At 65.2% G+C, this 19,472-nt stretch carries 23 protein-coding genes; 10 read left to right on the forward strand and 13 right to left on the reverse strand.

Going from position 1 to position 19,472, the window contains the following annotated elements; genetic code table 11:
• Position 1 precedes the first annotated feature (1 nt).
• The 3 genes from V9L18_RS19570 to V9L18_RS19580 all read right to left on the reverse strand — a co-directional run bounded on the left by V9L18_RS19570 (position 2) and on the right by V9L18_RS19580 (position 1,190).
• Complete coding sequence (locus V9L18_RS19570) at positions 2 to 340, reverse strand: DUF202 domain-containing protein (protein ID WP_337348822.1); 339 nt, start codon at positions 338 to 340, stop codon at positions 2 to 4.
• 3 nt (positions 341 to 343) lie between these two features.
• Positions 344 to 748 (reverse strand): YidH family protein, encoded by a 405-nt coding sequence (locus V9L18_RS19575; RefSeq protein ID WP_337348823.1) that lies wholly within the window; start codon positions 746 to 748, stop codon positions 344 to 346.
• 82 nt (positions 749 to 830) lie between these two features.
• The gene (locus V9L18_RS19580; RefSeq protein WP_337348824.1) at positions 831 to 1,190 is read right to left on the reverse strand and encodes a YnfA family protein; all 360 of its coding nucleotides are present in this window, start codon (positions 1,188 to 1,190) and stop codon (positions 831 to 833) included.
• Positions 1,191 to 1,244: 54 nt separating this feature from the next.
• Between V9L18_RS19580 and V9L18_RS19585 the strand changes: the two genes are divergently transcribed.
• The 4 genes from V9L18_RS19585 (at position 1,245) to V9L18_RS19600 (ending at position 5,085) form a co-directional block, all read left to right on the forward strand.
• Positions 1,245 to 2,279, forward strand: coding sequence for an LLM class flavin-dependent oxidoreductase (locus V9L18_RS19585; protein WP_337348880.1), 1,035 nt, complete (start codon positions 1,245 to 1,247; stop codon positions 2,277 to 2,279).
• Between the two features lie 100 nt (positions 2,280 to 2,379).
• On the forward strand, positions 2,380 to 2,583 hold the full coding sequence (locus V9L18_RS19590) for a hypothetical protein (RefSeq protein ID WP_337348825.1): 204 nt from the start codon (positions 2,380 to 2,382) through the stop codon (positions 2,581 to 2,583).
• A gap of 221 nt (positions 2,584 to 2,804) precedes the next feature.
• The gene (locus V9L18_RS19595; protein ID WP_337348826.1) at positions 2,805 to 3,902 is read left to right on the forward strand and encodes a ferredoxin reductase; all 1,098 of its coding nucleotides are present in this window, start codon (positions 2,805 to 2,807) and stop codon (positions 3,900 to 3,902) included.
• A gap of 13 nt (positions 3,903 to 3,915) precedes the next feature.
• Complete coding sequence (locus V9L18_RS19600) at positions 3,916 to 5,085, forward strand: fatty acid desaturase family protein (protein WP_337348827.1); 1,170 nt, start codon at positions 3,916 to 3,918, stop codon at positions 5,083 to 5,085.
• Positions 5,086 to 5,165: 80 nt separating this feature from the next.
• Here the strand turns inward: V9L18_RS19600 and V9L18_RS19605 are convergent, their stop codons facing one another.
• Positions 5,166 to 6,002 (reverse strand): alpha/beta fold hydrolase, encoded by an 837-nt coding sequence (locus V9L18_RS19605; protein ID WP_337348828.1) that lies wholly within the window; start codon positions 6,000 to 6,002, stop codon positions 5,166 to 5,168.
• Positions 6,003 to 6,109: 107 nt separating this feature from the next.
• A complete protein-coding gene (locus V9L18_RS19610; protein WP_337348829.1) occupies positions 6,110 to 6,307 on the reverse strand; it encodes a hypothetical protein in 198 nt (65 codons plus the stop codon).
• 150 nt (positions 6,308 to 6,457) lie between these two features.
• Here V9L18_RS19610 and V9L18_RS19615 point away from each other — a divergent pair, with 150 nt between their 5' ends.
• The gene (locus tag V9L18_RS19615; protein WP_337348830.1) at positions 6,458 to 6,673 is read left to right on the forward strand and encodes a hypothetical protein; all 216 of its coding nucleotides are present in this window, start codon (positions 6,458 to 6,460) and stop codon (positions 6,671 to 6,673) included.
• Between the two features lie 88 nt (positions 6,674 to 6,761).
• Here V9L18_RS19615 and V9L18_RS19620 read toward each other — a convergent pair whose 3' ends face one another.
• Genes V9L18_RS19620 through V9L18_RS19635 form a run of 4 tightly spaced genes read right to left on the reverse strand, consistent with a single transcriptional unit; the run spans position 6,762 to position 10,529 of the window.
• A complete protein-coding gene (locus V9L18_RS19620; RefSeq protein WP_376048469.1) occupies positions 6,762 to 7,397 on the reverse strand; it encodes a methyltransferase in 636 nt (211 codons plus the stop codon).
• Positions 7,398 to 7,399: 2 nt separating this feature from the next.
• Entirely contained in the window at positions 7,400 to 8,410 is a 1,011-nt protein-coding gene (locus V9L18_RS19625) for a Bug family tripartite tricarboxylate transporter substrate binding protein (RefSeq protein WP_337348831.1), read from the reverse strand.
• Positions 8,407 to 9,930 carry a tripartite tricarboxylate transporter permease gene (locus tag V9L18_RS19630; RefSeq protein ID WP_337348832.1) on the reverse strand — a complete coding sequence of 508 codons (1,524 nt, stop codon included), beginning with the start codon at positions 9,928 to 9,930 and terminating at the stop codon, positions 8,407 to 8,409. The genes V9L18_RS19625 and V9L18_RS19630 overlap by 4 nt, the downstream gene beginning before the upstream one ends.
• Positions 9,931 to 9,932: 2 nt before the next feature.
• Positions 9,933 to 10,529, reverse strand: a complete 597-nt coding sequence (locus tag V9L18_RS19635; RefSeq protein ID WP_337348833.1) for a tripartite tricarboxylate transporter TctB family protein — start codon at positions 10,527 to 10,529, stop codon at positions 9,933 to 9,935.
• A gap of 153 nt (positions 10,530 to 10,682) precedes the next feature.
• On the opposite strand from V9L18_RS19635, the gene V9L18_RS19640 reads away from it, so the two are divergent.
• Complete coding sequence (locus tag V9L18_RS19640) at positions 10,683 to 11,525, forward strand: MurR/RpiR family transcriptional regulator (protein WP_337348834.1); 843 nt, start codon at positions 10,683 to 10,685, stop codon at positions 11,523 to 11,525.
• Positions 11,522 to 12,718: an MFS transporter gene (locus V9L18_RS19645; RefSeq protein ID WP_337348835.1), complete on the forward strand. Its 1,197-nt coding sequence runs from the start codon at positions 11,522 to 11,524 to the stop codon at positions 12,716 to 12,718. Before V9L18_RS19640 ends, V9L18_RS19645 begins: the two co-directional genes overlap by 4 nt.
• Before the next feature lie 62 nt (positions 12,719 to 12,780).
• On the opposite strand, the gene V9L18_RS19650 is transcribed toward V9L18_RS19645, so the two are convergent.
• On the reverse strand, positions 12,781 to 13,524 hold the full coding sequence (locus tag V9L18_RS19650) for a GAF and ANTAR domain-containing protein (RefSeq protein ID WP_337348882.1): 744 nt from the start codon (positions 13,522 to 13,524) through the stop codon (positions 12,781 to 12,783).
• 551 nt (positions 13,525 to 14,075) lie between these two features.
• On the opposite strand from V9L18_RS19650, the gene V9L18_RS19655 reads away from it, so the two are divergent.
• The 3 genes from V9L18_RS19655 (at position 14,076) to V9L18_RS19665 (ending at position 17,608) form a co-directional block, all read left to right on the forward strand.
• Positions 14,076 to 14,672 carry an adenylate kinase gene (locus tag V9L18_RS19655; RefSeq protein ID WP_337348836.1) on the forward strand — a complete coding sequence of 199 codons (597 nt, stop codon included), beginning with the start codon at positions 14,076 to 14,078 and terminating at the stop codon, positions 14,670 to 14,672.
• On the forward strand, positions 14,669 to 15,541 hold the full coding sequence (locus tag V9L18_RS19660; protein ID WP_337348837.1) for an NAD-dependent epimerase/dehydratase family protein: 873 nt from the start codon (positions 14,669 to 14,671) through the stop codon (positions 15,539 to 15,541). Before V9L18_RS19655 ends, V9L18_RS19660 begins: the two co-directional genes overlap by 4 nt.
• A gap of 243 nt (positions 15,542 to 15,784) precedes the next feature.
• Positions 15,785 to 17,608, forward strand: coding sequence for a S8 family serine peptidase (locus V9L18_RS19665; protein ID WP_337348838.1), 1,824 nt, complete (start codon positions 15,785 to 15,787; stop codon positions 17,606 to 17,608).
• Positions 17,609 to 17,702: 94 nt separating this feature from the next.
• Here the strand turns inward: V9L18_RS19665 and V9L18_RS19670 are convergent, their stop codons facing one another.
• From V9L18_RS19670 to mmsB, 3 genes are read right to left on the reverse strand one after another with little or no spacing between them, the layout of a single operon-like run.
• Positions 17,703 to 17,900 carry a hypothetical protein gene (locus V9L18_RS19670; protein WP_337348839.1) on the reverse strand — a complete coding sequence of 66 codons (198 nt, stop codon included), beginning with the start codon at positions 17,898 to 17,900 and terminating at the stop codon, positions 17,703 to 17,705.
• A 14-nt stretch (positions 17,901 to 17,914) separates the two neighbouring features.
• Positions 17,915 to 18,124 (reverse strand): hypothetical protein, encoded by a 210-nt coding sequence (locus V9L18_RS19675; RefSeq protein ID WP_337348840.1) that lies wholly within the window; start codon positions 18,122 to 18,124, stop codon positions 17,915 to 17,917.
• Between the two features lie 37 nt (positions 18,125 to 18,161).
• Positions 18,162 to 19,472 (reverse strand): multiple monosaccharide ABC transporter permease, encoded by a 1,311-nt coding sequence (gene mmsB / locus V9L18_RS19680; RefSeq protein WP_337348841.1) that lies wholly within the window; start codon positions 19,470 to 19,472, stop codon positions 18,162 to 18,164.

The raw sequence follows: 19,472 nt of genomic DNA on the forward strand, positions 1-19,472 counted from the left end.
ACTAGGTGACGAGTACCACCAGGATGCCCAGGCCGCCCAGCGCAACTGCGGAGGCCGCGGTCCACAGCACAGCGGATGTGTCGGCGTCGACGGTTTCCTGCCTAATCCCGCGCGTGCTGGTGCGGTAGCGGCGGCGCTGCGTGAAGTAGATGGCACCGGCAGCGCCGGCCGAGACAGCAAAAAGCAGCAGGATGGGGAGCCCGTGGTGCGGGAGCCAGCGCAGGAAAATAGCGCTCACAGTCACCAGCGCCATCATGGTCCGGCCCCATGCCAGCGTGGTCCGCTCAGGCTGGAGGCCCGGATCATCATGTCCGGGCGGTGCCGCCCTGGTGCGGGCCACGGGTCAGCGCCAGAGGATAAAGATGAGGACGACGGCGGCGGCCAGCGCCCCAGCGCCGGCCAGCAGCGGCACGATGAGCGGCAGGGGGAGCGGGGTCTTGTTGCGCATGCTCCGTTCCACCCTGATCCAGCGCACCGCGGCACCGGCGCTCAGCAGCATGCCGAGAAGGAGCAGCAGGATTGCAAGGCCCTTGCGGACCGGTTCGAGGAACAGGTCCGAGGTGAAGGCCTCGATGGCGATTCCCCCGGCCAGGAGCGCCAGGGAGGTCCTGATCCAGGCCAGGAACGTGCGCTCGTTGGCCAGCGTGAAGCGGGGATCCGGCTCCGTGCCGCCTGGCAGCAGCCGTTCGGCGATTTTCCCCCGCTGCGGAGGCGCGGGATCGCCGGGCGGTGGCTGTTTGGTGGACACGGGGACAGTTTAGCCTTTGGCCGGGGCTGATCCGCCGGATCCGGCTGCCTGGGGCATGTCCGTCACCTGAGGCCAGGGGTGCTCAGCCCGCGTTCCTCGGGGCAAACATGATCACTGCCACGCCGAGCAGGCAGATGACGGAGCCGGCAATGTCCCAGCGGTCAGGCCGGAAACCGTCAAAGATCATTCCCCAGGCAAGGGAGCCAGCTACAAAGACACCGCCGTAAGCGGCAAGGATGCGGCCGAAATGGGCATCGGGCTGCAGCGTGGCCACAAAACCGTAAAGGCCCAGGGCAATGACGCCCGCCCCGGCCCACCACCAGTCCTTGCCCTCCCGGACGGATTGCCACACCATCCACGCGCCGCCGATCTCAGCGGCCGCCGCCAGGGCGAACAGCACTACTGTCTTCGCAATCGAGACGGTTTCAGCTGGAACATTCACAGCCCCATCATGCCAGCCGGGAATGCGGGCGCGTGCCGGGTGGTTGCCCCCTACATGCAGCGCATCGGATTCCTCTCCTTCGGCCATTGGGGCCCCGGCCAGGGTTCCCGCACCAGGAGCGCAGGGGATGCCCTGCTCCAGGGCATCGAGCTGGCGGTAGCGGCAGAGGAACTCGGAATCGACGGCGCCTTCTTCCGGGTACACCACTTCGCGCGTCAACAGGCGTCCCCCTTCCCGCTCCTGGCGGCCATCGCGGCCCGGACCAGCCGGTTAGAGCTGGGCACCGGCGTGATCGACATGCGCTACGAGAACCCGCTCTACATGGCCGAGGAAGCCGCCGCGACGGACCTGATCAGCGGCGGCCGGCTGCAGCTGGGCATCAGCCGCGGTTCACCCGAGCCGGCCCGCAACGGGGCCGCAGCGTTCGGTCACGTCCCGGAACCAGGGGAAACGGACGCGGACATGGCCCGCCGTCACACTGAGCTCTTTCGCCAGGCCATCAGCGGCGCCGGGGTGGCGGAGGCGGACCCACGTTATGCCGGCGGAACGCGGGGACTGCTGCCCGTCCAGCCACAATCGCCCGGCCTTGCGGAACGCATCTGGTGGGGAGCCGGTAGCCGGAAGACGGCGGTCTGGGCCGCAGGACTGGGGATGAACCTGATGAGCTCCACTTTGCTGACCGAAGACACCGGCGTCCCCTTCGACCAGCTGCAGGCGGAGCAGATCCAGCTCTTCCGCGACGCCTGGGCTGCCGCCGGGCACAGCCATCAGCCGCGCGTTTCGGTCAGCCGCAGTATCCTGCCGATCGTTGATGAAGAGGACAACAGGTATTTTGCGGGCAGCGCCCTTCGCGACAGCAGGGACCAAGTAGGTGTCATCGACGGCCTGACAGCAAGGTTTGGGAAGACCTACGCCGGTGCCCCAGATCTGCTTGCCCAACAGTTGGCCGCCGACGCCGCTGTCCAGGCCGCAGATACGCTTCTGGTGACGGTCCCCAACCAGCTCGGCGTCGACTTCAACGCCAAGATGCTGGGCAATATCGCCCGTCATATTGCCCCCGCGATCGGATGGAGCGCGGCCCGTTCCTGATCCGGCGCAGATTCGGCTGTGTGATCTGACCGGGAGGGAATATCCTGAGAGTGTGCGGGCCACTGCAGCCCGGACATCCTGACAGCCCAGAGAGGCTCCCATGTCTGACAAACTCCACCTGTCGCCGGACGACGACTTCCCCGAAGATCTCTCGGTGGTGCCGGACCAGGACCTGCAGGTCCTGGACAGCCAGGTCCAGCGCCAGCTGGACTACGAGTACGTGGTCGAGGGTGAGCCCAACCCGGAGACCGAATTCAGGCACTTCGACCTCGATGAGGAATTCCAGGAACGCGACGCCCGCTGAGAATGCGGGCCCTCTCCGTCGACCCCGGACCCTGGCGCGGCAGCCCTATTGGCTAATAATCAGTAACCTTACTAAAATCCCCATGGAACCATCCAACGACAGCAGCCGTTATTCTTGTAGCGGCTTGGGGGCTTAGCGTCCATCATCAGAAGCGTGACTGCGGGAAACGGTCATGTGACGGGAGAGAGAAAAATGGCTCGCGCCGCTTTAGGCTTGACCGCATGATCCGGCTACGTCAGCTGGCCCAGGCGGCCTCTGTTTTAACCACGCCCTTGGCGCCCGAAGATATTCTGGCGCTGTTCAACCCTGTCTTCTCCGCGAGGCAGCTCCGCGGTGTGGTTACACGCGTGGTGCAGGAGACGGCCCAGTCGGCAACGATCTTCTTCCGGCCAGGCCGCGGCTGGCATTCACACCTGGCAGGCCAGTGGGCCCGCATCGGTGTTGAGCTGGATGGCGTGCGCCACTGGCGCTCCTATTCCCTCAGTGCCCCCGCGGGCAAGGACCCTGCCATCACGGTCACCGACGTCGGAGCTGTTTCCGGGACACTGGTACGCACCACCCGGCCCGGCGACGTCCTGTTCCTGGCCCCGCCGCAGGGCGACTTCGTTCTGCCGGAGCACCCGCGCCCGCTGCTGATGGTCACCGCAGGGAGCGGCATCACCCCGGTGATGTCCATGATCCGTACGCTGGTGCCGCGTCGCCGGGATGCCGACGTCGTACTCATCCACTCGGCCCGCACCCCCTCGGACAGCCTCTTCCGCGAGGAACTCGACGAGCTGGCAGACCAGTTCCCCAACTTCCGGCTGGCGCACTGGTTCACCGGCCAGCAGGGCCGCCTGGACTTCACCACCACCGCCGAGCTTGACGACCTCTGCCCGGACTGGAAGGAACGCGCGGCCTACGCCTGCGGTCCGGACAGCTTCCTGGACGATGCCGAGGCGCTCTGGAAGCAGGCTGCACTCACCGCCGGGGCCCCGGGCACCGCCGTCGCGATTGCCGGCGATCCCGGCAACCTCATGATTGAACGGTTCAACACCACCTTCGCCGGCGGTCTGGGACACGACGGTGGCCTGGTCACCTTTGAAGCGTCGGACCGGGAAGTGGACGCCGACGGCGACACCCCCCTGCTCGATGTGGGCGAGGACGCCGGGGTGCTGATGCCCAGCGGCTGCCGCATGGGTATCTGCCACAGCTGCCTGACCCCGCTCCTTGCCGGTCAGGTCCGCGACCTCCGCACGAACGAAGTCCATGGTGAACCCGGCCAACTGATCCAAACGTGTGTCTCGGCAGCCGCCGGACCCGTCAACCTCGAACTCTGAGGAGCAATACCGCATGTCAGTAGTTTCAGAAACCAAAACCGCCCCCACTGGAGCGGCAAAGACGCGCCCCGGCGCGCTGGCGGAATCCGGCAGCCCGTTGGTCCGTCCGCCCGCCGCAGCCCACCTGTCCGACGAACAGGTGGCGGAGCTGGGCCGTGAACTCGATGCGATCCGCGACGAGATCCTGGCCAAGCGCGGCGCCTCAGACGCCGCCTATATCCGGCGCATGATCAAGATCCAGCGCGGGCTGGAGATCTCGGGCCGCGCGGCACTGCTGGTCAGCAAGAATAAGGCGGCCTGGGTTACGGGCACTACGCTCCTGAGCCTCGCCAAGATCCTGGAAAACATGGAACTGGGCCACAACATCCTGCACGGCCAGTGGGACTGGATGCGGGACCCGGACATCCACTCCACCACCTGGGAATGGGACTTCGTCACGCCCTCGCGCTCCTGGCAGCACACCCACAACGACCTGCACCACCGCTGGACCAACGTGGTGGGCAAGGACAACGACGTCGGGTACAACCTCCTGCGCATGGACGAGAACCAGCCGTGGAAGCCCATCAACCTGGCCAACCCGCTGTTCAATGCCATCCTGGCGCCCATCTTCGAGTGGGGCATTGCCATCTATGACCTCGAGCTGACCGAGTACAAGGAAGGCAAGAAGTCCAAGGAGGCGTTGAACAAGGACCTCAAGGCCCTGGGCCGCAAGGTCATCACCCAGTTCACCAAGGACTATGCTGCTACCCCCGCCGTCGCCATGCTCACCGGCTCCGGCAAGCAAGCCCTCTACGGCACCTTGGCCGCCAACGCCGTTCGCAACGTCTGGGCGCACGCTGTCATCTTCTGCGGTCACTTCCCCGAGGGCACCGACACCTTCACCGAGGAAATGGTGGAAGGCGAAACCCGCGGCGACTGGTACGTCCGCCAGATGATCGGCTCCGCCAACATCTCCGGTTCAAAGTTCATGCACCTCATGACCGGCAACCTGTCGCACCAGATCGAGCATCACCTCTTCCCGGACCTGCCGTCGAACCGGTACGCCGAGGTTGCTCCGCGGGTCCGCGAGATCTGCCAGCGCTACGGCCTGAAGTACACCACGGGGCCGCTGCTGAAGCAGGTGGGATCGTCCTGGGCCAAGGTCTTCAAGCTGGCCCTGCCGGGCAAGGCTGCCAGGGCCTGACCCAGGCGGTATCCGTACAGCACAGCGGAGGGGCCAGGCGTGATGCCTGGCCCCTCCGCTGTGCTGTTTACAACCGGCCTTTACTTCTTAAGGAAGCCGAGCAGGGCTTCGTTGACTTCCGCAGCGTGGGTCCATAGCAGGCCGTGCGGGGCGCCGTCGATCTCTACGTAGTCGGCGCTGGGCAGGGCCTTGGCAAAGAGGCGCCCGGTGGAGTCAATCGGCAGGATGTTGTCCGCCGTGCCGTGGACAATCAGGGCAGGAACATCGATGCGCGGGATGTCGGCACGGAAATCGGTGAGCCAGGTGGGCTGGGCAGCCACCGATGCGGTGGCTCCTGCTCCGGCGGCAAGGTTCCAGCTGGCGGTCAGGGCTCCCTGGCTGAGTCGCGGCGTCCCCAGGAATGTATCGGTGTTGTAGAAGTTCTTGAAGAATTCCGTGAAGAACGCGTAGCGGTCCGCCGTGACTGCTTCCGTGAGTCCGTCGAAGACCTCCTGCGGAACGCCGTCGGGGTTGTCGTCCGTCTTCAGGAGGAACGGTTCCAGGGAACCCAGGAACGCGGCCCTGGCCACGCGCGCCGAACCATAGGTGCTGAGGTAGCGGGCAACTTCGCCGGTACCCATGGAAAAGCCCACCAGCACCGCGTTGTTGAGGTCCAGCGTGTTCAGGAGGGTATTGAGGTCGGCGGCGAACGTGCCGTAGTCGTAGCCTCCGGTGGGCTTGCTGGACTTGCCGAAACCGCGGCGGTCGTAGGTGATGACGCGGTAGCCTGCCTCCAGGAGGGCGGCCGTCTGCTTTTCCCAGGAGGAACCGTCCAGCGGGTAGCCATGGATCAGGACAACAGGCTGGCCGCTCCCGTGGTCTTCGTAGTAGAGATCGATATTGGTGCTGTTCTCGGTTCCAACGGTGACGAATGCCATCTTGGCAGTCCTTTCGAGGCTTCGGAATCAGGTTCAGGGCGCAACCAAAAGGCCGCGCCAAGCATTCCCTACTCTAGGGAACGCCCGACGCGGCACCAAGGACCGGGTTACTGGGATGGCTGGGGCAGCTCGCACGCAACCTGCGGGTTGACCCCCATGTAGTTCAGGGGTCCCGCCACGATGGTCACGGCCACCGTCCCAACCTGGGCGCAGGACCCCGGAGCTCCGCCGAAGTAACCTCGCTGCCAGGCGGCGATTCCTCCGATGATCAGCCAGATAATGATCAGTGCTCCGAGAAACTTCATGGTGTCCTCCGTTGGCATCGCCGCCTGTGCATTCAATTATGCGCCGTTAACCGGAATCCAGACAGCGCCGGTCAAATCCATCATGTCCAGGCAGCCAAGCTAGCGCTTCGATTTGCCGAGTATGTGCTGAGCCTGTGAAAGGCTGGGCCCATGGAGGACACGGGCGTGGCGGGCGGCGTGCCGCGGTTGCTGACGGTGGGCCACGGAACCGCAAGCCAGGACGAATTCGGGGAACTGTTGGCCGGTGCAGGAGTCCAGGCCCTTGTGGACGTCCGGCACCTGATGCCCGGCGGGAGACTGGCTCATCACCAGCGGACCTCTGGCGTGCGCGTCGCCGGGAACGGGCTCGTCTACGACCGGGTGTAGCTATGGCGCCGAGTTTGCGCCGGAAGGCTGTGGGAACACCGATCTACCAGTGTTCCCACAGCCTTCTGGCAAGTGAGGGCAGTGCGGGTCAGACGGAGGCGCCCTCGAAAGCGATGCGCTTGGCGGCTTCGCGTGCCTCGATTTTCCCTGCCTCCGCCAGGACCTGCTCCGCTTCCTCGCGACGTACCACAACTACGCCGTCAGCATCTGCCACGATGATGTCGCCTGGGGCAACCACGACGCCGTCGATCGCCACCGGGAGCTGCAGCCGGCCGGGGCCGAACTTGTAGGGTCCTGCCGGGGTGACCGAGCGGGCGAAGACCGGCAGGCCGCAGTCCGCGAGGGCATCGGCATCCCGGACGGCGCCGTCGATCACAAAGCCCGCCAGCCCCAGGTTCTTGGCGCGAAGCCCGATCATGTCCCCGATCAGGGCACGGGACTGGTCCCCGCCGCCGTTGACCACGATCACGTCGCCCGGCTGCGCTTCGTCGAGGGCCTTGTGGATGTAAAGGTTGTCTCCAGGGCGGGTCCACACCGTATATGCGGGCCCGGCGAGCTTGGCGCCAGGCCAACTGGGTGACAGGGCCGATGCTACGCCGATGCGTTCCTGGGCGTCGCCGATGTTGGCTGCCGGAATGGCTCCCAGGCGGCGCACGAGCTCAGCGGTGGAGAGAGTAGGGTCTTGTGCCTGCATAGTGTCGCCGGCCTTTCTGGACGTGTCCATGGCTACTGCTGCTTGAGGAGTTCGTCGATGACCGGCTTGATCAGGGTTTCGCGTTCTTCCCACATCTTGCTGACCTCGGCCGCCGGAACCCACGTAGGCTGCGTGGCCGCACCCTTGAGCTTTTCCTGCACGGCGGGAGTCTCGGCCGCGGTCTTCAGTGAGGCCTCGAGCTTCGCCACAACTTCCTTGGGCGTCTTGGACGGGACTGACAGGGCGAAGTTGCTGGCCATTGGCTTGACGTCGTAGCCGGCGCTCTTCATAGTGGGGACTTCCGGGACGAAGGGGCTTGGGTTGTCCTCGATCACGGTCAGGAGCTTGATGTCGCCGGACTTGTACTGCCCGAAGAAGCTGGACACGCCGCCCAGCGCGAAGTCCACCTCGCCCGAGACAATGGCTGCCACCTTGTCCGCACCGCTGTTGTAATGCACGATGTTGAAGTCCAGGCCCAGCTGGTCTTCCAGGAGGCGCAGGTTGATGTGGTCGTCACCGGCACGTGAATCGGTGCCCACGGTGACCTTCCCGGGCTCCGCCTTGACGGCGTCGAACAGTTCCTTGAGGGTCTTGTACTTGCTGTCCTTGTTCACGCCGATCACGACCGAGTTGGTGGCGAAGGAGCCGATCGGGGTGAAGCTGCTGCGGTCGAAGGCTGCCTTCTTGCTGGGATCCAGGTAGCGGCCCAGGATGGACGGGATGTTGGTGTTTCCGAAAGTCAGGCCGTCCGCCTTGGACTGGGCGACGTAGTTCAGGCCTACCACCTGGCTGCCGCCTTCCTTGTTGACCACTTTGATGGTGGCGCCCAGGTCCTCCTGCATGGCCGGTGCAACGATGCGGGCCAGGATGTCGTTGCCGGCGCCGGCTGCGGAGGGGACGATCCACTCGATAGTGGAGCCTGCCTTGGGGAAGTCCGCGGCGGCAGTGGTGGTGCTGCTGCCGGCCTGGCCGCCGCAGCCTGTGAGGGCCAGGGCAACTGATGCAGCGAGGGCGGTGGTGGTCAGTGCGGTCATTTTTTTCATTTCGCAAGCTCCTTTGGTGCGATGGGGGTGGGGGTCTTTTTCTTCAGCATTGAAGCAATGAGGGGGCGGACTGCGCCGAACAGGATGGCCAGGACAATCACGCCGATCAACGTGAGGCTGATGGGGCCTTGCAGGAATACGTTGTAGTCGCCGCGGGAGAGCGCCAGGGACCGCTGAAAATTCTCTTCCAGCAGAGGGCCCAGGATGAGTCCCAGGACCAGCGGGGTGAGCGGTACTTTGACCAGCTGGAAAATGTAGCCGAGGATGCCGGCGCCCAGCATGATCAGGATGTCGAACGCGCTGCCGTTGATGGAGTAGGTGCCCAGGAACATAAACGCCAGGATGGCGGCCATGAGGTAATGGAACGGAACCTTCAGCACAGCGATCCAGACCCGGGCCAGCGGGACGTTCAGGACCAGCAGGATCAGGTTGCCTACGATCAGGCTGGCGATGATGGCCCACGCAACGTCGGGGTTGTCACGGAACAGCAGGGGTCCGGGGATGAGGCCGTTCATGGTGAACGCGCCGGCCATGATGGCCACGGTGGCGGAGGTGGGGATGCCCAGGGTGAACAACGGGATCATGGACGAGACGGCCAGGGCATTGTTCGCCGCCTCCGGTCCGGCGATGCCTTCCACTGCGCCCTTGCCGAATTCCTTGCTGCGCTTGGAGATCCGCTTTTCGGCGGCGTAGGAGGCCAGCGACGTTGCCGCGCCGGGGGAGCCCGGCAGGAGGCCCATGAAGAAGCCGATCACTGATCCGCGCAGCGACGGAAAGGCTGAGCGCTGCAGGTCCGTGCGGGTGGGCAGGAGCCTGGCGACCTTGAGCGGAGAAGGGACCCCCAATGGGCCCTTCTGGGCCTGGCCCAGGACTTCGCTGAGGCCAAAGACGCCCATCACGATCGCTACTAGTCCGAGGCCGTCGAACAGTTCCGGCATGTCGAAGGTGAAGCGGGCAATGCCGACGCCGGAATCCACTCCCACGGTGGCGATCGCCAGGCCGGCTGCCGCGCTGAGCAGGGCCTTGGCCGGGTTGTTGCCGGCGAAGCTGGTGATCAGGGCGAAACCGAGGAGGGACACCAGGAACAGTTCGGGGGCACCGAATTCCAGGGCGAGCCTGCTGAAGGGTGCCACCACCACGAAGCCGATGACGCCGATCAGGCCGCCCACGAACGAGGCGAGCGCCGCGATCACCAGCGCCGGGCCGCCGCGTCCCCTTTTGGCCATCTGGTAGCCGTCGAGCGTGGTGGCGATGGAGGATGCCTCACCGGGAATCCTGAGCAGGACCGCCGTCGTGGTTCCGCCGTACGCTGCGCCGTAGAGGATGGCGGCCAGCATGATGATGGCGGAGGTGGCATCCAGGCCGAAGGTTACCGGGATAAGGAGTGACACGGCGGCAGCCGGGCCGAAGCCGGGGAGCACACCCACCAGCATGCCCAGGACACAACCGAGCAGCGCGAAGAGGAGGTGTTCGGGCGTAAATACGGTAGCCAGGCCACCGAGGAGCTGATCGAATCCCATGGCTACAGCCCCAGTCCTGCGAGGAAGTCGATGCTGGCGGTCGGCAGGGCCGTTCCCAGCCAGACCTCAAAGACCAGGCGTGAAGCCAACGCGGAGCCAACGGCCACCAGGGCGGCCATCCAGAGTTTGCGCTTGCTGACGAAGAAGAGGATGGTTCCAAGCATCAGCGTCATGACGATGGTGTAACCCAGCAAGGGGAGGAGCAGGGCGGCCAGGAGGATTGCTCCTGAGATGATCCCCACCCGGGCCCACCCCTGGCGGTCCGGGAAATCCGGGGCGTCAGGCTCGTCGCTGTTGTCGTCATCGAGCAGGGAAACCAGTGCCGATTCTGACTCGTGGTGCGGCGGCAGAGATTCGACGGTGTCGCCCGTGACGTGCGCCGGCGCCGAAGTCCGGCGTGCGGCCACGAGCTGGAAGGCCCACAGGACTCCGGCCAAAGCCATCAGCGTCCCAGCCACCGTGGGAAAGAATCCGGCCCCCACACCGGAGGTGTTCGTCAGCCCGTAGCCGGCGCCCACCACTGCCATGGTCAGGCCTCCGCCAACAGCCGCTGCGGCCACCGTCCATTCAAGCGCAACTGGTGCGTTGAGGGTTTGCATCTTCGTTGTCCGCCTCTCTGCGGCAAAGTGGAGAAAATAGGGAAAGCAGGATGGGTCAAAACCTCACTTGCAATCTTGCACAGGATTGCATGTTCGTGAGAGAGTGTCAAGCATCACAGTTATTCCGTAGAGGAATCTCAAAGGAGAGCCAGAGTGAGTTTCAAAGCAGTAGTGGCCAGCAGTACGGTCAGGCTCAGTGCCTCCGAAGAGCGCGTCATGAACGTCCTCATGGGGGACGACATGTCCGGAATTCCAGCGGCCGAAGTTGCGGACCGGGCCAAGACCCACGAATCAACGGTGGTGCGGCTGGCAAAGAAGCTGGGCTACCGCGGCTATCCGGACCTGCGCAATGACCTGCGCAAGGACGAAACCGCGATCCATGACCACCACGGTGGAATCATGCGCGGGGACACAGGCTATGACCTGGCCGCTTTCGTCGCCGATGAAATCGTCGCGCTAAAGCGGCTGCCGCATTTTGTTTCGCAGGACGATTTGGACGCCGCCGCCAGGACGCTGCATGGATCACGGACGATTTACCTGTTCTCAAGGGACGACGAAAAGCCCACGCGTGACCTGATGGCACGCCGCCTGCGGCGGTTGGGCTTGACGACAGTAACGCTGGGGACGACACCGAAAGACCTGGCCGAGCGCTTCGTCAGCTTCGATGAAAACAGCACCCTCATTGGTTTTGCGCTGCGCGAGGCGCCACGCCAGCTTGCCGCGCTGGTGACCGAGGCAGCCCGGAGGGGAGGCAAGAGCATCCTGATCTCTGATGTGCCGGGCTACCGCTTCCGCCCCAGCCCGGACCATCTCATCACCGCCAGGCGCGGTGACGACGGCGAGTACCGGACCCAGCTGATTCCCGTTCTCCTGGCCTATGCCCTGCAGCTGGCGATCTTCCACTTGGACCCGGCCCGGTACCGGGCCGCCAGGGACAGCATCGAGGATCTGACCCGCCTCTTGGGCGGGGCGGACGAAATTCCGCTGCGGGCGTGAATTCCGGCTGGCGGACAGCACTCAGCGCGCAGGCAGTCCTCGCCCAGGCTGCCTGGGTGGGTATCCGGCTCATCATCGGCTATCGGGCGCTTGCCGAAGGTGCCGACCCCGTTTTCCTGGGCGTCCTGGCTTCGAGCTTCGCACTGCCGGCACTGCTGACCGCCCTGCCTGCAGGGCGCCTGGCTGACAGGTTCGGGGGCACCGCCATGGCCTTTATCGGACTGCTGACGGCCGCTGCCGGGACCCTGACCATGCTGGCGGTCAGGGGGCTTCCCATCCTGCTGGCGGCCAGTGCCCTCATCGGCCTGGGTCATCTCATGGTGATGGTGGGCCAGCAGGCATTTGTGGCACACGTCAGCAGTGAAGGATCCACTGACAGCGCGTTCGGCACGCTGACCGCCGCCGCTTCGATCGGCCAGCTCATCGGTCCGCCCGCTGTCACGCTCGTGGCTTCGCTGGGCATCCGGGACGGGGCCGCGCCGGACACCACGCTGGGGCTCCTGGTGTGCCTCGGATTCAGCGCCCTGGCCACACCCGCCTACTTCTTCCTGCGGCGGACGGACGCCGGGCTGCGCAAGGGCCGGCGTAAAACAGCGGCTGAACCCGTCAGCGTGGCCGGGGTCCTGAAGGCTCCAGGACTGTGGCGCTCGCTGGTGGTCAGCGGGGCGGTGCTGGTGACGGTGGACCTGATGTACGCGTTCGTCCCGGTCTGGGCCACCGAACAAAACGTCAGTGCCGCCGTCGTGGGTATGCTCCTGGCGCTCCGGGCCGCCGTCTCGGTCGCGAGCAGGGTGGGCCTCACCCGCCTGATCGCGCGCTTCGGACGCAAGGCGATGCTGATCGCCTCCATTGGTGCGGCGGTCCTCTCACTCGCTGCCCTGCCGCTGGTGGGCCCTTATGGCGCCATAGCCGTGATGATCGGGCTGGGGCTCGGGCTCGGCATCCCGCAGCCGCTCACCATGGCCTGGGTGGTGTCGCTGACCGCATCATCGAGCCACGGCGCAGTCCTGGGACTGAGGATGACCGTCAACCGGCTGGCGCAGATCACGCTGCCCATCGCCGTCGGCTCCTTTGCGGCGCCCCTTGGCGTGCTGGGGATTTTCTGGGCCAATGCCGCGCTGCTCCTGGGAGCCATCGCGGTGGTGGCAGGGTCCGACGCCGGGCAGCCGCCTGGGGCGGATACCGTCACCTGACGCAGGGCGCCTGCGGCACCAACCGCCGGAACGCCCGACGTCGGCCTGCCGCCGTTGGTGGGTTACCCGTCGTAGTGGGTGCGCGCCGGCCCCTGCCCCAAGGAGTTGACCACGGCCGCCGCCACATCGTGAAGCTTGGAATTACGGGTGCTGGAGGCAGTCTTCAGGATTTCGAAGGCGTCCAGCTGGCTGCAGCGGTTCTGCGCCATGATGATTCCCACGGCCATGTCGATGACGGTGCGGGATTCCAGCGTTGCCCTCAGGTTCTTTGCCGTCTCGCTGTAGTGGGCGAACCGCACGGCGAGCCGGAGGGCAAGGGACGTCTGGCTGACGAAGTTCGCCGCGAATTCAAGGACACGGCCGTCGAACCGGTGGGGCCGCCGTGAATACAGCTGCAGGGCGGCTTTCGTTTCACCCTCCAGTTCGAACGGCAAGGAGAGCACGGAGCGGACCCCCTGGCCCAGGACAGCTGCGGCGTAATCCGGCCAGCGGTCATCCTCGGTCACATCAGGAATGTGTATGGTTGCCTGCTCAAGGGACGCGGCCATGCCAGGGCTGTCGCTGAACTGGTACTCGATCTGGCCGATGGCCTGGGCCTCCGGCCCGCTGCTGGCAACCGTGGCAGTCTTGCGCTCGCGCAGCAGGGTGATGGTGCAGAAGACCTCGTCGTCAAGGTCCGAGAGGCCGCGTACGGAGACGCGGGCGAGCTCGTTGAGGAAGTCCTCAACATCGGAGCTGTTGAGGACGAGTTCATGGAGGTGCTCGGTGATGGATGTATCGGATTTTGCTGTTGACTCGCTGGCCACGATTCTTGGTGCCATTCGCTCAGGTCAAAACGAGCCGGCAACGTTCCGCCAACCCTCAAGGGGACCTGGCGGTAAGGGTCGCTGGATCGACGAACTTTCCAACGGCCTGCTGCTAAACCGATATCCAGAAGTATATACACGCTCCGGCCCCTGAAAACGTCATCTTGGGCCTGCGCACCGCCCTGGTAGGCAGTCCTTGGGTATGTGCCCGAATGTGACCCCGCAAGCCAGGCTCCGGCTTGTTGGCTTGAAGTTACAAGGAATTTGTGAGGTCCCGCGGACCTGGGGCTTCCGCTGAAATAATCCTGCGTTTTGCGAGTAATACAGAGCACTCGGCCTGTAGTCCAAGCAGCGGCCGCCAGTGTGACCTCAAACGTTGCGGGTTGTCTTCCGACCTGGTGCTAGGCTCCCCTCAACTCAAAGCCAGGCCCCGGATCGCCTACCGGAGGCTGGCATTGTGTTGCCTCTTATGGGCAGAATGAAGCACGCGTTGGCGTTGCCGGCGACGGACCCGAAACCAGCGGCGATGGCGCCGCGGAGGGACGTAGAACATGACCAGACTGCTCATCATCGGTCCGCCCGGCTCCGGCAAAGGCACCCAGGCCGTGCACATCGCGCGGCATTTCAAGATCCCTGCCGTCTCAACCGGCGAGATCTTCCGTGACAATGCCAGCCGGGAAACACCGCTGGGCAAGGAAGCCTCCAAATACCTGGACGACGGACTCTTTGTTCCCGACCACCTGACCAACGTCCTGGTTAAGGACCGCTTGCTGGCCGCCGACGTGCAGGATGGTTTCCTGCTGGACGGCTACCCCCGGACGGCGCCGCAGGTCACGGAGCTGGACAACATGCTGGCGGCCCGGGACCAGCGCGTGGACGCAGTCATCGAACTCCGGGCCCCCGACGCCGAACTGGAACAGCGGATGCTCAAGCGCGCCCAGGACCAGGGCCGCAAGGACGACACGGTGGATGTGTTCCGCCGAAGGCTGGATCTGTACCATCGCGAAACGCATGAGGTAGTGTCCGTTTACGCAGGCCGGGGGCTGGTTGTCTCCGTTGACGGCAGCGGAAGCCCGGACGAAATCACCGAAGCGGCTATCGCCGCCGTCGAGAAATTCCTCGCGACCCAGGACAGGAAGATCCCATGAGAATTGCAGTGACCGGCGGCAGCGGGAAGTTGGGGCGGCATGTTGTCCGCAGGCTCACAGCGGACGGGCACCAGGTGCTGAACCTGGACCGTACCGGGGACCGGAGCCCGGGGCTGGCCATTGTGGACCTGCGTGATTATGGCCAGGTCCTGGATGTGCTGCTGGGACTGGATGACAGGCACACCGGTTTTGACGCCGTCGTCCATCTCGGTGCCATCCCCGCGCCGGGCATCCTGCCGGACGCTGCGACGTTCGAGAACAACATGCTCTCCACCTACAACGTCTTCCAGGCGGCCCGCCGGGCGGGCATCAAGAAGGTGGTTTATGCCTCCAGTGAAACGGTGTTGGGGCTGCCGTTCGACGTCGACCCGCCCTACATCCCCGTGGACGAGGAATACCCCGCCCGCCCGGAGAGCACGTATTCGTTGGTGAAGCATCTCGAAGAGCAGATGGCCATCGAACTGACGCGCTGGGACCCTGAATTGAGCATTGTGGCTTTGCGGTTCTCCAACGTGATGGATGCCGAGGACTACGAACGCTTCCCGTCGTTCGATTCCGACGCCATGCTCCGCAAGTGGAACCTGTGGGGCTACATCGATGGCCGTGATGGCGCCCAGGCCGTGGCGCGGGCGCTGGAGAACGGCACGCCTGGCTTTGAGGCCTTCATCATCGCGAACGCTGACACCGTGATGAGCCGTTCCAGCGCCAGCCTCGCCGCGGAGGTGTTCCCGAATGTCGCGGTGACCAGGGAACTGGGTGAACACGAGACCCTGCTCGGCATTGGCAAAGCCAGGAGGCTGCTGGGCTTCGAACCCGAGCACAGCTGGCGGACCTACCACCCCAGCAGGACCACGCCCACGGAAGACTGAAACCGGCGGGACCCAGCCCTGGGGATTGGCCGGCGCGAGGGGCGTTTTCCTCAGGACAAACCACAGGTTTGCGCAGCTGATTAAGGCTTGGCGCAGGATCGGCGAAGTTCCGGGCAACGGCATGCCGCAGGCTCCTATTCTGGTGGTGGGCGGGGCTTCCCCGCCCGCCAATACCAAGCCCCAGCGCCCCGCAAGGACCCCAAAATTCCACTTTCACGCCTGCTTCGGCCCGCCGCCACAGCGATGCTTGTTTCCGCCGTCGCACTGACCGTCCCCGGCCTTCCCGCCGCAGCCGTTGCACCCGCCGCCCACGAGGCCAGCGTCCGCTACATCGTCCGCTACGCCGCAGACGCCGACGTCGCCGCCGAGACTGCGGCCATCCGCTCCCAGGGCCTCGGGGTGGGCCGGACGTTTTCGCACGCGGTGCGCGGCGCCGTCGTGACAGCAACCCCTGGTCAGGTCGAGGCACTGTCCCGCTCAGGGCGCGTCGTTTCGGTGGAGGCGGACGCTCCGGTCACCCTTTCCGAAACGCAGCAGCCTGCGCCCTGGGGGCTGGACCGGGTGGACCAGCGGGCCCTGCCCCTGTCGGGCTCCTACAACTGGACCTCGGCGGGCGCCGGGGTCAGCGCCTATGTGGTGGACACCGGGGTGCTCGGATCGCATAACGAGTTCGCTGGCCGCATCACGGCGGGCTGGACGGCCGTGGCCGACGGCCGCGGCTCCACGGACTGCAACGGCCACGGAACGCACGTGGCCGGAACAGTGGCAGGGACCACTTACGGTGTGGCAAAGTCCGCGACTGTGGTCCCCGTCAGGGTCCTGGATTGCAGCGGTTCCGGGTACAACTCCGATGTGGTTGCCGGCCTGGACTGGATTGCGGGCAACCACACTGCCGGCACGCCGGCCGTGGTCAACATGAGCCTCGGCGGTGCCGCCAGCTCGGCCGTGGACGCGGCGCTCCAAAGCGTCATTAACGACGGCGTTGCCGCCTTCGTGGCCGCCGGCAACTCCGCTGTTGATGCCTGCGGCACTTCACCCGCCCGTGTTCCCGCCGCCGTCACCATAGCTGCCAGCGATTCCGCCGACCGGCAAGCCAGCTTCTCGAACTACGGATCCTGCGTCGACCTCTACGCGCCCGGGGTGGGCATCACCTCAGCGTCCTACACCTCCACCAACGCAACCGCCTCGATGTCCGGCACTTCCATGGCAGCGCCCCACGCTGCGGGAGCGGGGGCGGTACTGCTCGCCCAGAATCCGGCACTCACTCCGGCGCAGGTTGCGGCGACGCTGGCCTCCAACTCGACTGCCGGCGTCGTGATCGGGACCGGCGCCGGCACGCCAAACCGCCTGCTGTACTCAGCCGGCACAGCGCCCGCTCCGACCCCCTCACCCGCGCCGGCCCCCGTGGTTACTGCCCCGGCGGCTCCTGCCCCAACAGTCACGGCCAAATCACCCGCTGCAACTTCGACGGCGGTGGCTCCGGGCAGCAATGTCACTGCCACCTTCAGCGCTGCGGTCCAGGGCGTGGGCAGCGGAACTTTCATCCTCAAGAACGCCGCGGGTTCCCTTATCCCAGCCACGATCACCTACAACGCCACAACGATGACTGCGACCCTTGACCCGGTGTCGAACCTGGCGGCAGACTCAAAGTTCACGGCGACGCTGGTGGGCGGAGCCACCGCCATCCGCGACGCCGCCGGCACCCCGCTGGCCACCACCAGCTGGACTTTCACCACCGGGCCGGCGCCCACCGTTACCGGATTCACCCCCGGCAGCAACGCCATCCTGGTCCGGCGCTCCAACAACGTTTCCGTGACGTTCAGCGAAGCCGTTCAAGGCGTCACCACGTCCACCTTCACGGTGAAGAATGCCACTACCGGCGCGGTCGTTGCCGCTACGGTCTTCCGCAACGGCAGCACCAACCAGTGGTTCCTTGATCCGCAAGCGGCCCTCGCCGCCAAGACCAAATACACGGTGACAGTCTCCGGCGGGGAAGCAGCCATCCGCGACCTTGCCGGGAACCAGTTGGGCACCAAAACCTGGCAGTTCACCACAGGTTCCTTCTGACTGGTTTTCCAACACAACGAAGGGAGGCCGACGGCGGCACGCGCGTGCCGCCGTCGGCCTCCCTTGGTTGATCTCCCGGGCACTCCGAAGCACCTTAACGAATCGGCAGGACCTCGTAGCCGTCCGTCTTTGCCACCATCTGCCGGCCGTGGTTGCCGTTGAACTTCAGCCACATGACAGACGAGTCGGCTGCAACGGCCTCAACTTCGCCGGTACGGACCACGCGCCCCCCAGAGCGCAGTTCCACCCAGCTGCCCACGAGCTGATGCCAGTCTTCGGTTGCTTCGTCCACGGTCCCGGCAGCCCTCAGGAAATCAGTTCGCGGGTCATTCCGAAAGGAACCTGGTCTGACAGTGCTGCGGTGTAGCGGCCAGGGGCGACCCGGGTCACCAGGATGCCGTGCGTGCCTGTCAGGAGGGCGGCTTCCTGAAGGCGCCTGACGGCAGCCTCAAGTTCTTCGTCCAGAAGATGCCGGCTGGCGACATCTATCTCAATGCGGTCCATGGGGGTAGACAAAGCGGCTCCTTGTGAAGTGTTGGGGTAGGTTTCCTGGTTATTTAGGCTTCGCTGCGGAAACGGGGACGGGGCGATCCTTTGCCTGGTCCTTCGTTCCCGCGGGTGCCTGGGATTCCGACGTCGCCGGCGGGGAAGTCCTGAGCTTGAAGCGCTTCCCGATGGTGCTGCCCCCGCCACCGCTGCGGTTCTTGTTGAAGATGTCGAAGCCGACAGCCAGCAGGAGGACCAGGCCCTTGATGAGTTGCTGGTAGTCAGTGCCAAGGCCCAGGATGGACATGCCGTTGTTCAGCACGCCCATGATCAGGCCACCGATCATGGCGCCGGCCACCGTGCCGATGCCGCCCTGGACAGCGGCGCCGCCGATGAATGCAGCGGCGATGGAGTCGAGTTCGAAGCCGGTGCCGCCGGCTGGCTGTGCCGAGTTGAGCCTCGCCGTGAACACCAGCCCTGCCAGGGCCGCCAAGACGCCCATGTTAACGAAGAGCCGGAAGGTGACGGCCTTGGTCTTGACACCGGACAGCTCCGCAGCATGCAGGTTGCCGCCGATCGCATAGGTGTGGCGGCCAAAGACGCTGTTGTTCATGAGCGCCGTGTAAACGATCACCAGGACGGCCAGCACGATCAGGACGATCGGGGTGCCACGGTAGCTCGCGAGGAGGAACGTGATGATCAGCATGAGCAGGGCCACGAACGTGGTCTTGGTGGCGAACCAGGCCATGGGTTCGTTTTCGAGGTCGAACTTCTTGCGGATACGGCGCTCCTTGAGTGCCTGGATGAGCAGCGCAACAGTGGCTCCCACACCCAGGATGACAGTCAGCCATTCCAGCACGGATGTTCCCCCGGAGATGTCCGGGAGGAATCCTCCGCCCAAGGCACGGAGTTCGGCCGGGAACGGGGTGATCTGCTGGTTCTTCAGCGTGATCAGGGTCAGGCCGCGGAAGATCAGCATGCCTGCCAGCGTGACGATGAACGCGGGAATGCCCACATAGGCGATCCAGTATCCCTGCCAAGCGCCGACAAGCGCTCCCACCAGGAGGCAGGCGGGGATAGCCAGCCACCAGGCCCACCCCCAATGGACCATCATGACGCCGGCGACGGCACCGATAAAGCCGGCGATTGATCCCACCGAGAGGTCGATGTGGCCGGCGATAATCACCATCACCATGCCGATGGCAAGGATGAGGATGTAGCTGTTCTGGACCACCAGGTTGGTAACGTTCTGGGGCTCCAGGAGGATGCCGTTGGTCAATACCTGGAACAGCAGGACGATCAGGATCAGGGCAACGAAGATGCCAACCTGCCGGAGGCGGCTTGTCAGGAAGCCGAGGGATTCTCGTAGGGCGGACAT

This window comes from Pseudarthrobacter sp. CCNWLW217, from assembly GCF_037203985.1.
GTDB lineage: Bacteria > Actinomycetota > Actinomycetes > Actinomycetales > Micrococcaceae > Arthrobacter.

What these genes read in the sequence shown, in the direction of transcription:
- V9L18_RS19585 (WP_337348880.1), top strand. Translation starts at nt 1,245, where the DNA reads ATGCAGCGCATCGGATTCCTCTCCTTCGGCCATTGGGGCCCCGGCCAG.
- V9L18_RS19590 (WP_337348825.1), top strand. Translation starts at nt 2,380, where the DNA reads ATGTCTGACAAACTCCACCTGTCGCCGGACGACGACTTCCCCGAAGAT.
- V9L18_RS19595 (WP_337348826.1), top strand. Translation starts at nt 2,805, where the DNA reads ATGATCCGGCTACGTCAGCTGGCCCAGGCGGCCTCTGTTTTAACCACG.
- V9L18_RS19600 (WP_337348827.1), top strand. Translation starts at nt 3,916, where the DNA reads ATGTCAGTAGTTTCAGAAACCAAAACCGCCCCCACTGGAGCGGCAAAG.
- V9L18_RS19605 (WP_337348828.1), bottom strand. Translation starts at nt 6,002, where the DNA reads ATGGCATTCGTCACCGTTGGAACCGAGAACAGCACCAATATCGATCTC.
- V9L18_RS19610 (WP_337348829.1), bottom strand. Translation starts at nt 6,307, where the DNA reads ATGAAGTTTCTCGGAGCACTGATCATTATCTGGCTGATCATCGGAGGA.
- V9L18_RS19615 (WP_337348830.1), top strand. Translation starts at nt 6,458, where the DNA reads ATGGAGGACACGGGCGTGGCGGGCGGCGTGCCGCGGTTGCTGACGGTG.
- V9L18_RS19620 (WP_376048469.1), bottom strand. Translation starts at nt 7,397, where the DNA reads ATGGACACGTCCAGAAAGGCCGGCGACACTATGCAGGCACAAGACCCT.
- V9L18_RS19625 (WP_337348831.1), bottom strand. Translation starts at nt 8,410, where the DNA reads ATGAAAAAAATGACCGCACTGACCACCACCGCCCTCGCTGCATCAGTT.
- V9L18_RS19630 (WP_337348832.1), bottom strand. Translation starts at nt 9,930, where the DNA reads ATGGGATTCGATCAGCTCCTCGGTGGCCTGGCTACCGTATTTACGCCC.
- V9L18_RS19635 (WP_337348833.1), bottom strand. Translation starts at nt 10,529, where the DNA reads ATGCAAACCCTCAACGCACCAGTTGCGCTTGAATGGACGGTGGCCGCA.
- V9L18_RS19655 (WP_337348836.1), top strand. Translation starts at nt 14,076, where the DNA reads ATGACCAGACTGCTCATCATCGGTCCGCCCGGCTCCGGCAAAGGCACC.
- V9L18_RS19660 (WP_337348837.1), top strand. Translation starts at nt 14,669, where the DNA reads ATGAGAATTGCAGTGACCGGCGGCAGCGGGAAGTTGGGGCGGCATGTT.
- V9L18_RS19665 (WP_337348838.1), top strand. Translation starts at nt 15,785, where the DNA reads ATGCTTGTTTCCGCCGTCGCACTGACCGTCCCCGGCCTTCCCGCCGCA.
- mmsB (WP_337348841.1), bottom strand. Translation starts at nt 19,472, where the DNA reads ATGTCCGCCCTACGAGAATCCCTCGGCTTCCTGACAAGCCGCCTCCGG.